This window comes from Acinetobacter sp. MYb191, from assembly GCF_037572605.1.
Taxonomy (GTDB): Bacteria; Pseudomonadota; Gammaproteobacteria; order Pseudomonadales; family Moraxellaceae; genus Acinetobacter; species Acinetobacter johnsonii.
In genome coordinates, this window is the sequence record NZ_JBBGZP010000008.1 from 56479 (window position 1) to 68861 (window position 12383).

13 protein-coding genes are annotated in these 12383 nt (G+C 43.6%); 12 read left to right on the forward strand and 1 reads right to left on the reverse strand.

All coding sequences use genetic code 11. The annotated features are described in order from the left end of the window. Positions 1 to 3 precede the first annotated feature (3 nt). The 10 genes from nuoH (at position 4) to WH214_RS03470 (ending at position 9383) form a co-directional block, all read left to right on the forward strand. Positions 4 to 1011: an NADH-quinone oxidoreductase subunit NuoH gene (gene nuoH / locus WH214_RS03425; RefSeq protein WP_004695391.1), complete on the forward strand. Its 1008-nt coding sequence runs from the start codon at positions 4 to 6 to the stop codon at positions 1009 to 1011. A gap of 16 nt (positions 1012 to 1027) precedes the next feature. Then, positions 1028 to 1570, forward strand: coding sequence for an NADH-quinone oxidoreductase subunit NuoI (gene nuoI / locus WH214_RS03430; RefSeq protein ID WP_004651038.1), 543 nt, complete (start codon positions 1028 to 1030; stop codon positions 1568 to 1570). Continuing rightward, the gene (gene nuoJ / locus WH214_RS03435; protein WP_171056751.1) at positions 1570 to 2088 is read left to right on the forward strand and encodes an NADH-quinone oxidoreductase subunit J; all 519 of its coding nucleotides are present in this window, start codon (positions 1570 to 1572) and stop codon (positions 2086 to 2088) included. The genes nuoI and nuoJ overlap by 1 nt, the downstream gene beginning before the upstream one ends. Then, on the forward strand, positions 2088 to 2396 hold the full coding sequence (gene nuoK, locus WH214_RS03440; RefSeq protein ID WP_004695395.1) for an NADH-quinone oxidoreductase subunit NuoK: 309 nt from the start codon (positions 2088 to 2090) through the stop codon (positions 2394 to 2396). The genes nuoJ and nuoK overlap by 1 nt, the downstream gene beginning before the upstream one ends. Further along, entirely contained in the window at positions 2393 to 4282 is a 1890-nt protein-coding gene (gene nuoL, locus WH214_RS03445; RefSeq protein ID WP_339422293.1) for an NADH-quinone oxidoreductase subunit L, read from the forward strand. Before nuoK ends, nuoL begins: the two co-directional genes overlap by 4 nt. Positions 4283 to 4289: 7 nt before the next feature. Next, complete coding sequence (gene nuoM / locus WH214_RS03450) at positions 4290 to 5897, forward strand: NADH-quinone oxidoreductase subunit M (RefSeq protein ID WP_171065421.1); 1608 nt, start codon at positions 4290 to 4292, stop codon at positions 5895 to 5897. A gap of 3 nt (positions 5898 to 5900) precedes the next feature. Continuing rightward, positions 5901 to 7397 carry an NADH-quinone oxidoreductase subunit NuoN gene (nuoN, locus tag WH214_RS03455; RefSeq protein ID WP_339992857.1) on the forward strand — a complete coding sequence of 499 codons (1497 nt, stop codon included), beginning with the start codon at positions 5901 to 5903 and terminating at the stop codon, positions 7395 to 7397. Between the two features lie 122 nt (positions 7398 to 7519). Continuing rightward, on the forward strand, positions 7520 to 8155 hold the full coding sequence (upp, locus tag WH214_RS03460; RefSeq protein WP_004695401.1) for a uracil phosphoribosyltransferase: 636 nt from the start codon (positions 7520 to 7522) through the stop codon (positions 8153 to 8155). An 81-nt stretch (positions 8156 to 8236) separates the two neighbouring features. Further along, the gene (locus WH214_RS03465; RefSeq protein WP_005400349.1) at positions 8237 to 8530 is read left to right on the forward strand and encodes a cold shock domain-containing protein; all 294 of its coding nucleotides are present in this window, start codon (positions 8237 to 8239) and stop codon (positions 8528 to 8530) included. A gap of 121 nt (positions 8531 to 8651) precedes the next feature. Then, complete coding sequence (locus WH214_RS03470; RefSeq protein ID WP_339422294.1) at positions 8652 to 9383, forward strand: cold shock domain-containing protein; 732 nt, start codon at positions 8652 to 8654, stop codon at positions 9381 to 9383. Between the two features lie 30 nt (positions 9384 to 9413). Here the strand turns inward: WH214_RS03470 and gigC are convergent, their stop codons facing one another. Beyond that, entirely contained in the window at positions 9414 to 10292 is an 879-nt protein-coding gene (gigC, locus tag WH214_RS03475; protein WP_010327351.1) for a LysR family transcriptional regulator GigC, read from the reverse strand. A gap of 85 nt (positions 10293 to 10377) precedes the next feature. Here gigC and WH214_RS03480 point away from each other — a divergent pair, with 85 nt between their 5' ends. Continuing rightward, entirely contained in the window at positions 10378 to 11139 is a 762-nt protein-coding gene (locus WH214_RS03480; protein WP_339422295.1) for a ferredoxin--NADP reductase, read from the forward strand. A gap of 151 nt (positions 11140 to 11290) precedes the next feature. After that, positions 11291 to 12313 (forward strand): molecular chaperone DnaJ, encoded by a 1023-nt coding sequence (locus WH214_RS03485; RefSeq protein ID WP_339422296.1) that lies wholly within the window; start codon positions 11291 to 11293, stop codon positions 12311 to 12313. The last annotated feature ends 70 nt before the right edge of the window (positions 12314 to 12383 follow it).

A 12383-nucleotide genomic window follows, 5' to 3' on the forward strand; every position in this document is an offset into this window, starting at 1 on the left:
TTCATGCAACAAGAATTAATCCGTCAAACGCCGCTTTGGGCTGAGAACTGGCCAATTGCCTACTCAGTCATTCAAGCGATTGTGATTTTACTCGTTGTAGTACTCATCGCTGCGTTGATGTCTTTTATTGAGCGTCGTTTACTGGGCTTATGGCAAGACCGTTATGGTCCGAACCGTGTAGGTCCTGGGGGGATGTTCCAGATCGTTGCCGACATGTTGAAAATCATGTTCAAAGAAGACTGGACACCAAAGTTTGCTGACAAACTGACTTTCCGTTTAGCTCCTGCTGTTGCCATGGCAACAGCGGTGATGTCGTTCATGGTTATTCCTGTATCACCATACTTAGGTGTTGCAGACATGAGCATCGGTCTATTGTTCTTTATGGCAATGGCAGGTATTGCAGTCTATGCGGTATTGTTTGGTGGTTGGTCATCAAACAACAAATATGCATTGCTTGGTGGTCTACGTTCTGCAGCTCAAACCATTTCGTATGAAGTGTTCTTGGGTATTTCATTGATGGGTGTGGTTGCAATTGCAGGCTCATTCAACATGCGTGAAATTGTAGAAGCACAAAAAGATGTATGGTTTGTCATCCCACAGTTCTTAGGTTTCTTAATCTTCGTGGTTGCAGGTGTTGCGGTAACTCACCGTCACCCATTTGACCAACCAGAAGCAGAACAAGAATTGGCGGAAGGTTACCACGTCGAGTACGGCGGTATGAAATGGGGGATGTTCTTCGTTGCGGAATACGTCAACGTAGTTCTGATCTCTGCATTGATCGTAACGCTATTCTTCGGTGGTTGGTTAGCGCCATTTAACATCGATATTCCGTTCATTCCACCAGTATTCTGGTTCATCATCAAAACAGCATTCTTTGTGATGATGTTTGTCTTGGCTCGTGGTTCACTTATGCGTCCGCGTTATGACCAAGTGATGAACTTTGGTTGGAAGATTTGCTTACCATTAGCGTTAGTTAACTTATTAGTTACTGGCGCAGTGATTCTGTGGTAAGGGCAGGGAGAATAAAATGTATAAAATTCTAGCTGGGTTCGGGTCAATCGTACGTTCACTGTGGATGGTTTTCTCACACGTGACACGTAAACGTGACACCATTCTTTACCCAGAAGTGCCAGCCGAACAAATTGTTCCACCACGTTTCCGTGGTCGTATCGTGTTAACACGTGACCCAGATGGTGAAGAACGTTGTGTTGCGTGTAACTTATGTGCAGTTGCATGTCCTGTTGGTTGTATTTCACTACAAAAAGCAGAAAAAGAAGATGGTCGTTGGTATCCGGAGTTTTTCCGTATCAACTTCTCACGCTGTATTTTCTGCGGTATGTGTGAAGAAGCATGTCCGACGACTGCAATTCAAATGACTCCAGATTTCGAGTTGGGTGAATACGTTCGTCAAGATTTGGTGTATGAGAAAGAAAACTTACTCATTTCAGGTCCTGGTAAATACCCAGACTACAACTTCTACCGTGTAACTGGTATGGCTGTAACTGGAAAAGACAAAGGTCAAGCGCAGCGTGAAAGCGCACCAGTTGATGTACGGAGCTTATTACCATGATGTGGCCATTTTATTTGATGGCACTTGTGGCCATTGTTTCTACGATTCGTGTTGTGACCAACGCGAATCCTGTACACGCTTTATTAAGCTTGATCGTGTCACTTCTTGCAGTTGCAGGCATGTTTATGATCGTGGGTGCGCCATTTGCTGGCGCGCTTGAGATCATCGTCTATGCAGGCGCGATCATGGTGTTATTCGTATTCGTAGTGATGATGTTAAACCTTGGTCAACACACCGTTGAACAAGAGCGTAAATGGTTAACATCGTCTGCTTGGGCATATCCAGCACTCATGAGCTTCTTAATGGGCTTGGTGTTGGTGTGGATGCTCGGCTCTGACTACACAGCGGCTGGCCCTGTTATGGGTACTGAAGTTGTGGGTCCAAAAGTCGTTGGCCAAGCACTCTTTACTCACTATTTATTATTGGTTGAAGTTGCTGCCATGTTATTGCTTGCTGCGTTGGTTGCAGCATTCCATCTTGGCAAACGTGAACCAGGTGCAGAAGAGGACAAACAATAATGGGCAACATCCCTTTAGAACATGGTTTGATTGTTGCAACCATTCTTTTTGCACTGGGTTTTTACGGTGTAATGGTGCGACGCAATCTATTATTTATGTTAATGAGCCTTGAAATCATGATGAACGCAGCTGCGCTTGCGTTTGTTTTGGCTGGTAGTGCATGGGTACAACCAGACGGACAAATCATGTTTATTCTGATCTTAACGCTTGCTGCGGCAGAGGCTTGTATTGGTCTTGCGATCGTCCTTCAGTTCTACCATCGCTTCCATCACTTGGATGTGGATGCTGCTAGTGAGATGCGCGGATGAGTTTTTTATATTTAACAGTATTATTCCCGCTCATTGGTTTTGTCCTTTTAGCGGCAGGTCGCAACAAGCTTCCTGAAAATGTCGCTGCCATTATTGGTGTGGGAGCGGTTGGCCTTTCTGCATTGGTTGCTTTGATCGCTGGTCTAGACTTTGTTAATAATGGCAAAGTGACTTATGTTCAACATCTTTGGACATGGTTCAATGTAGGCAACCTAAGCCCAGGCATTAGCTTACATCTTGACGGTTTATCACTGCTCATGATGGGTATGGTGACAGGTGTGGGTTTCCTTATTCACATCTTTGCATCATGGTACATGCGTGGTGAAGAAGACTTCGCGCGTTTCTTCTCTTATTTCAACCTGTTCGTTGCCAGCATGTTGCTGCTCGTATTGGGCGATAACTTAGCGTTATTGTTCTTAGGTTGGGAAGGCGTAGGTCTATGCTCTTACTTGCTGATTGGTTACTACTACCAAAACCCTGCAAATGGTTTTGCAGCAATTAAAGCATTTACCGTAACACGTGTTGGTGACGTTTTCTTACTGATCGCTTTGTTCTTAATTTACCAACAGTTCGGTACTTTAAACATTGCAGAAGTGGTTGCAGCTGCACCAACAGTGATGACACAAAGTTCATCTTTAACCATTTGGACAGCACTGATGTTGTTCTTGGGTGCGGCAGGTAAATCTGCACAGATCCCATTACAAACATGGTTGGCCGATGCAATGGCAGGTCCTACACCTGTATCTGCATTGATCCACGCTGCAACGATGGTAACTGCCGGTGTTTACCTGTGCTGCCGTATGTACACCGTGTTTGAAATGGCACCTGAAGTGATGATGTTTATCTCAATCACAGGTGCGGTAACGCTGTTAGTGGCTGGTTTTGCTGCATTGGTTCAAACCGACATCAAACGTATTTTGGCTTACTCAACGATGAGTCAGCTGGGTTATATGTTTATGGCAGTGGGTGCTGAAGCTTATCAAGCAGGCCTGTTCCACATGCTGACTCACGCATTCTTCAAGGCATTATTGTTCTTGTCTTCAGGTGCAGTGATTTTGGCTTACCACCACGAACAAAACATCTTCAAGATGGGCGGTTTGTTCTACAAGAACAAATTCCTATTTGCTTGTTTCGCCATTGGTGGCGGCGCATTGGCCGCGATTCCATACTTCACCGTGGGCTTCTTCTCGAAAGATGCGATCTTGGGTGCAGTTTGGGTGCAAGGCGAATCAATCGCAGTGTATAACTCATTGTACTGGGTGGGTGTAGCAGGTGCTTTCTTAACGTCGATTTACACATTCCGCCTCATTTGGGTTGTGTTCTTTGGTAAAGAAAATACGCCGTATCATGCAATTAAAGGCATTACCTTCTGGGGTCCTTTGGCGATTCTTGCTGTACTTTCAACTTTCGTCGGTGCGGCACTTAAAGCACCTGTGGAAAGCATTTTAAATGCAGCAAAAATTCCAGCATTTGTGATTCCTGAAGCTTTAGAACATGGCATGCATAGCGCTGAATGGACTGCTGTGGGTATTGCATTGGTTGGTTTAGTGATTGGTGTGGTCTTGTTCGCGTTTGCTTATAACGCAGTGAAAGGCTTTGCTAAAACGTCATTGGGTGCAGGTCTTGCAAACATTTGCCGTAATGCACTGGGCTTCGATGCGCTTTATGACATCGTTTTTGTGAAACCATATTTGCTTATTGCGAAGATTTTAGGTCGTGATCCAATTGATCGCTTGTGGTTAGTCTTGCCTGCACTTGTAAAAGGTGGTCATAGCTTCACAAGTTCACGTCAAACGGGTTCATTGCGTGATTACGCATCAAGCATGGCATTAGGTATCTTTGTATTGCTAATGGTCTTGATCGTCACTCAGATCGTGGGGAAATAAGATGGAAATCACAAACAACTGGATTCTACCCGCGCTGATCTTAGTTCCGTTCATTGCTGGTTTTATTTGTTGGTTAGTCGACAAACTCGACGACAAACTGCCGCGTTATATCGCGTTAGTGGGTATGCTCATTACTTTGGGCTTAACTGTTGCGCTATGGCAGACAGGTACATTTAACTACGAACTTGGCGCGAAAGTGCCATCGTGGTCTGCTGAATTCATGTTGCCATGGATTCAGACTTTAGGCATTAACATCCACTTAGCGGTGGATGGTCTATCTCTATTAATGGTGGGCTTAACTGCACTTTTAGGTGTGTTGGCTGTCGGCTGTTCTTGGGGTGAAATTCAAAAGAATGTTGGTTTCTTCCACTTAAACCTTTTATGGTCTTTAGGTGGTGTGATCGGTGTATTCTTAGCGATTGACATGTTCTTGTTCTTCTTCTTCTGGGAGATGATGCTTGTACCTATCTACTTCTTGATCGCACTTTGGGGTCATAAAGGGGCAGAAGGTAAGTCACGTGTTTATGCTGCAACCAAATTCTTCCTCTACACACAAGTAGCGGGTCTTATCATGCTCATCGGTATCCTAGGCCTTGTGGTTTACGGTTACATGATGACGGGTATGATCGGTTTTGATTACAACTACTTATTAGCTGTAGCCAATACTTTAGACAAAGAATTACCCGCTGTTGCTTTTGCATTCATGCTGTGTTTATTCGTCGGTTTTGCGGTAAAACTTCCAGTTTTCCCATTACATGGCTGGTTACCAGATGCGCATGCGCAAGCCCCTACAGCAGGTTCGGTTGACCTTGCAGGTATCTTAATTAAGACGGCTGCATATGGTTTACTACGTTTTGTGATTCCATTCTTCCCAGCGGCTTCTGCACAGTTTGCAGACATCGCGATCATTTTTGGTTTAATCGGGATCTTCTACGGTGCTTGGTGTGCTTTCCAGCAAACCGATATGAAACGTTTACTTGCGTACACGTCAATTTCACACATGGGCTTTGTTTTACTTGCGATTTACGCAGGTAATATTTTAACCTTCCAAGGTTTGATGATCATGATGTTGGCACATGGCTTGTCATCTGCTGCATTGTTCATTATGTGTGGTCAAGTGTACGAGCGTGTTCATACACGTGATATGCGTTTGATGGGTGGTATGCGTGGTCAGTTCCCATATCTTGCATTCTTCCTCATGTTCTTCGTGGCGGCGCTTGTAGGTATTCCAGGTCTAGGTAACTTCATTGGTGAGTTCCTGATCTTGATGGGTTCTTATGCAAAATTCCCAGTGTTTACTATTCTTGCAGCAGTAAGCTTAGTATTTGCAGGTCTTTATGGCTTGATTCTGATCCACAAAGCGTTGTTTGGTACGCCAAACGAAGAACAACAGCAGCACTACAACAATCCATTGAAAGATTTAAATGCGCGTGAAGTAGTGATCTTGTTAATCTGTGCTTTCGGTCTGTTATGGCTTGGTTTGTACCCACAAAGCTTCCTTGATATTTCAAATTCAAGCATGGCGTGGTTAGCGAACAGCTACATTCCTGTACAAGAAGTAGTTGACGTTGCGAGTCAAGCAACAGTTCAACTCGAAAATGTGGAGATGCAATAAGTCATGAACTTCACAATGTCATTTTCTGAGCTTATGCCTTTAGCTCCTGTGATGATCGTTGCTTTAACAACGATCGTCGTGATGATTCTTACTGCAATTAAGCGTAACCATAACATAATTGCGACAGCATCAGTGGTGGGCTTAAACCTTGCAGCAGCATATGTACTATTCACAATGTTCGGTGGTGCTTTTAAACCTGCGAACGTGATGGGTATGTTCATGGTGGATGCGTTCACCTTGCTGTACCAAGTAATTATTCTAATTGCTGCTTTGGCATGCTGTACTCTGTCGCATGCTTATATTGAAAGCTATAAAGATAATCGTGAAGAACTGTATATCTTAATGTTGTCATCAGTGACTGGTGCAATGTTAATGGTAGCAAGCTCTCACTATGCATCGTTCTTCATTAGCCTTGAGTTGATGTCGATTCCTGTATATGGCTTATTGGCCTATACACACCAGCGCTCTAAGTCTTTAGAAGCGGGGGTGAAGTACTTGGTGCTTTCAGCAACAGCTTCGGCAATGTTGTTGATGGGTATGGCTTATATTTACGCGTACACAGGTTCAATGTCGTTCTATGACAATGTTCAAGCGTTAATGCAAAACATCCAACAGCCAATGGTACTTTTAGGTTTAGGCCTGATTGTTTTTGCTGTGGCATTCAAACTGTCTTTAGCGCCATTCCACAAATGGACGCCAGACGTTTATGCAGGTGCACCAACTCCGATCGCAACATTCCTTGCTACAGCTGCAAAAGTAGCGACGATTGGTCTGTTTGTACGTTACATCCTTACTTCAGGTGCGATTCTTGTTGACTCAATCGTGACGATCTTAACCGTGATTGCGGTGTTATCGATCTTGGTGGGTAACTTCCTTGCAGTGAAACAAGTGAACTTGAAACGTATCTTGGCATACTCTTCAATTGCGCACTTTGGTTACTTGTTGATTGGTTTAATCAGCATGACTTATGCAAGCCTTGGTAACGTATCTGTCTATGTGATCACTTATGTGTTAACTACGATTGGTGCGTTCGGTGCGGTTGCATTGATGTCTAGTCCATACAACAACGTAGACGAAGCAGAAAGTCTAGCGGACTACCGTGGTCTATTCTGGCGTCGTCCAGTGTTGACTGCCGTATTAACCGTGATGATGCTATCGCTTGCGGGTATTCCATTGACAGCGGGCTTCATTGGTAAGTTCCTTGTGGTCATGGCTGCCGTAACGACTCAGCACTGGTTCCTTGCTGCGATGATCATCGTTGGTTCTGGTATTGGTCTGTACTACTATCTCCGTGTGATGGTTGTCATGTACATGACACCACCAGATGCACCTCGTGTAGACGCTGTGGATCATTGGGGCCAAAAAGTGGGTGGTATTATGGTGCTTTTAGCTGCGGCAGCAGTGCTTGTGATTGGTATCTATCCAGATCCAATTATCAAGTTAGCACTCCAGTCAGAGATTCTATCTCCAATCCACTTTATGCTTTCTCAACAGCACTAATTTTTAAAAACGTTTCGTTTTAACAAAAAAGCCTCCATCAATTGGGGGCTTTTTTGTTTTTATCGCACGATAAAAAGCTTTATAATGTAAGGAATTTTATTTTACCTTTTAGGTGCTCTCCCGTGGCTATCCATGAAATTCGTCATCCACTGATTCGTCATAAGCTTGGTCTTCTTCGTCGTGCAGATATCAGCACTAAAAACTTCCGTGAGCTGGCTCAGGAAGTGACCATGCTGTTGACCTATGAAGCGACCAAAGATTTACCTGTTTGCGACCATGAAATTGATGGTTGGAATGGTAAAGTAACGGTAGATCGCATTGTGGGTAAAAAAATCACGGTTGTGCCAATTTTACGTGCGGGTATTGGTATGTTGGATGGTTTTTTAAACCTGATTCCAAGTGCCAAAGTGTCTGTACTGGGTTTAGAGCGTGATGAAGAAACACTTGAAGCACGTACTTATTACAAAAAATTAGTTCCAGATGTACAAAACCGTTTAGCGATGATTATCGACCCAATGCTTGCAACGGGTTCTTCATTGGTTGCTGCAATTAATGTATTGAAAGCAAGTGGCTGTAAAGACATTCGTGTGATGGTGTTGGTTGCGGCGCCTGAAGGCATTAAACGTGTTTTGGATGCGCACCCAGATGTCACTATTTTCACGGCTTCAATTGACCAAGGCTTAAATGCCAATGGTTATATCGTGCCAGGTCTAGGCGATGCGGGCGATAAAATCTTTGGTTCAGTTCAAAAAGATTAAGATTGAGCCCCAGCAAAAAGAGGCTTTTATAGCCTCTTTTTTATATACTACAACACAGCGTGTACATATTAGGATCTGTTTATGAAGGCCGAGCAATATCAAGGAAAAGTTAAACAATATAACGCTGACAAAGGTTTTGGCTTTATTTCCTCACCTGAAGGCGACGTATTTTTTCATATCTCGGATTTTCCTGCAGACTCAGGTGAGCCGAAACGCAATGAACGCGTGAAGTTTAATGTGGTTGAAAATGGCGACCGCTATAAAGCGATTAAAATTGAGCGGGTTGAAGACAACTCTGCTAAAGCCAAGAAATCGAAAGTCTCAAGCCATAATAAATCGATTACCACGGATTTATTGTCTAATTTTAGACGCTAAGTCAGCGTTGATTCAGAGTTCAATCGTGCAAAGATTAATCTTTGCATTTTGAAGAAAAGAGGCTTTTTAGCCTCTTTTTTATTGATTACAATACGAAAAATACAGTTGAATAGAGCAGTTTATGTTTCTGAAAGGAAAAATCAAAAGCTTTAGTACCTCACGTGGTTTTGGTTTCATTGAGGTGGAGGGGGATATTGATGATGTATTTTTTCATATCAAAGATTTGCCACAGCACAACATTGAACCCAAGATTGGTGAAGCGCTTCAGTTTATGATTGTAGAAGACCAAGGCAAGTTTAAGGCTGGCAATATCCAGCGGCTCGGTCTGTCCTCAGAAAGCAAAGCAACGACATCACCCAATAAGAAAAAAGCGCATACCCAAGCCTCGCCACGTTACCATGAGGCGGGACATAAAAGTACCATCATCACCGTGATTGGCATCATTATCGTCGCGGTATTGAGCTTTTTGACCTATGGGAAATATCAAAGTTATAGTGCAGAAAAACAGCGTAAAGCTGAACAGTTGATGCTTGAGCAGCAACAGATTGTAGAAGAACAGCGTAAAGCTTTAGGAAAGTTGCCCGATCAAATCCTATCTGAGCAAGGGAAGCGTAATTTAGATGCAGGTCTGCATCAGACCAATCAACCTCGCTCGGAACGTGTGACGCAGAGCATTGATAAACAAAATGGTCGTTTACCTGTCAGCACTGGACAGTTTAAATGCGATGGACGAACCCATTGCTCCCAAATGCGTTCTTATGAAGAAGCGGTTTATTTCTTAAGGAATTGTCCAAATACCAAAATGGATGGGAACAATGATGGTGAGCCTTGTGAGCGCCAATTTGGGAAATAAAAAAAGCACCCTCGGGTGCTTTTTGCTTACTTATTTTTCGCAGAATTTCATAAAGGCTTTGAGTCCTGGGCCTTGGTACTTCTGACGATGTACCAACATGAACAGTGGACGTGTTAGAGACCAGAACGGCGTATCAAGTACCACCAACTGGCCTTTTTCGCGCAAAGGTTCAGTTGCCAGCTTTGAAATACAGGACATCCCTAAACCACCCGCCACGATTTTTAAAATCGCTTCATTATGACCCAAGGTCAGACGGATATTGGCATCAGGCAAGTCTTTTAAAATAGCGTTATCAAATACTTCACGCGTACCTGAACCTTCTTCGCGCAAGATCCACTCGACCGATTTAAAGTCTTCAGGCGTTAATGTACGATTTAACTGCGCCAAAGGATGATCTGGTGCACAGCAGACCGCTAATTCATCGTCACGCCAGTGAATACATTGCAGTTGCGGCAAGTGACAAGAGCCTTCAATCAAAGCCAAATCTAGTTGGAACTGATTCACCGCCTCAATCATTTGACGGGTGTTACCAACTTGCAGTTGTAAATGGGCTTGAGGCTGAATTTGTAAGAAATCAGCCATTAGGTCAGGCATGAGGTAGTCACTGATGGTCAGGGTTGCACCCAAACGCAAATCAATGCTTTGTAACTCACCTTTAGCGGCTTGCTCGAAAGCATCACAGCGACCCAAAATTTCTAAAGCTTGTGGCAGCAGGAAACGACCCAGATCATTGAGCTGAAGACGCTTACCTAGACGGTCAAACAGAGGAGCTCCCAAACCGTCTTCTAGATCTGCTAAAGCCATACTCGCAGCACTCTGGGTGAGTCGAACCGCATCACTGGCTTTGGTTACTGTGCCTTCTTGAGCAACTGCTACAAAAACCGCCAACTGGCGTAAAGTCATGCGCATGAATATAGCCTTAACATTTAAAAAATATTAACAAATTATGTGGTCATGCTAACATGAGCAACGTCTTTGATGCCACGCTGAAATCATGTCAATTGAAAAATTTAGCCTAGAAAAGGTTTTATCCGTACACCGTTGGACCAATACACTTTTTAGCTTCACTATGACGCGACCTGCACATTTTAAGTTTACCGCAGGACAATTTGCCCGTATTGGCATCAAAGTGGGTGATGAATTGGTGGTTCGAGCGTATTCGGTGGTGTCCTCTCCCTTTGATGAAACTTTAGAGTTTTTCTCGATTGTGGTGCCTGAAGGTGCATTTACCTCAAATTTACAACACTTAAAAGTCGATGATGAGATCTACCTCGAAAAGATCCCGTACGGCTTTTTGACCTTGGCGCGTTATCAGTTGCCGTTACCAAAAGACTTATGGTTACTGGGCACAGGGACAGGACTTGCACCTTTTATCTCGATGTTGCAAGACTTTGAGACGTGGTCGAAGTACGAGAGCATTACACTGGTTTATAGTGTACGTACAGCCTCTGAACTGGCCTATGCAACACGCATTCAAGAAATTGCAGAGACCTTTGGTGAAGGGCATACGGGCTTTAAGTTTGTGCCCATTATTACCCGTGATCCGCATGCGCCACTACATGACCGCTTACCTATACTGATTGAAAGTGGTGAGCTTGAAAAAGCAGTTGGTTTGAGTCTGAACCCTGAAACCAGCCATGTGATGCTGTGTGGTAACCCGCAAATGGTCGAAGACACTAAAGAAGCCCTGAAAGCACGTGGCCTGACCATGAACCGCCGTGGTGAAGGAAATATCGCGGTCGAAAACTATTGGTAAAGCTATTTCACTCAATAAAATGCTCATCGAATGATGGGCTTTTTTATTTAAAATTTGAATCACTCAGATTTAAACTTGGTTTAAAGAGAGATCACTGCTTGTGCACTCAGATCGCGCTATAATTTCTTTTTTGTACTGGGTTGGATGGGTTATGTCTTCAGCGTTAAAAATGACGGCTCAGCCAGAGGCGAGGCTTAGCCCGCAGCAGAAAAAATTAAATCGCTTAATTGATCAGATTGAACAACAAAAACAAGAACTGGCGACATGGAAAAATGCGCAAGCCGACATTCAAAACTATACACGTAGCAAGCTTTTACCTGTTTATAGAGAGTTACATACGGTGTTATTTGTACAGCTCGAAACCCTGTGGAATCACTTAGCCAGCGATGGCTTTAGCAAAGTTGATCTGGCGCAGATTGACACCAAAATAGCCGCTTTAGCCAAGATGCTAAAAAAATCACAAATGCTAACTTCAGCGCAGAAAGAGCAAGTAGAGAAAATTGATACTTTCTATATGCAGCATGCAGAGCATATACGCGCGAAGAAAGCCAAAGCAAACTCAATACAAATTCATGAGGATGCTGAAACGGTAGAACAAAACGTGGATCTGGACTGGGAAAATTATGAACATAATTCTGCCCAGTATGAAGCAGAACGAGAACGTGCCAAGCTGTTAAAACAACAAGAAAAGCGTGAGCAAGCCGCCAAAATGACAGGGCAGTCGTTGAAAACCGTATATTTAAAAATTACTGCGATGATTCATCCTGACCGTGAGCCTGATGAAGCGAAGAAGTTGAAGAAGACCGAACTTTTGCAGAAGGTCAATGCAGCTCATACAGCGCAGGATTTATTTTATTTATTGAAACTTCAGTTACAGCTAGAGACCAATAAGGGTTTAAGCTCAAAGCCTTTAAGCTCTGAACAAGTGAAGTTTTATCAGTTGTCTTTGGAAGCGCAGAGTCAGAGTTTACAAAGTCAGTTAGAGGAGATCTTTACGACTTTTCACTTGAGCAGTCATGTTAATACCAAGCAACTCAAAATGAGTGATGTGTATAAGGTAATAGATAAGGATGCTGCTGAGTTAAAACAGCAGTTGAAGTGGGAAAAAGAACGTTTAAAGCATATGACAAAAGTGAGTGGGGTGGAGATGTTGTTGGGGCATGGGGTGTTGTAAGCCTTTGAAAGCACCTCTCCCTAACCCTCTCCTGAAAGGAGAGGGAACTCCATTGTGAAATTCACATAGG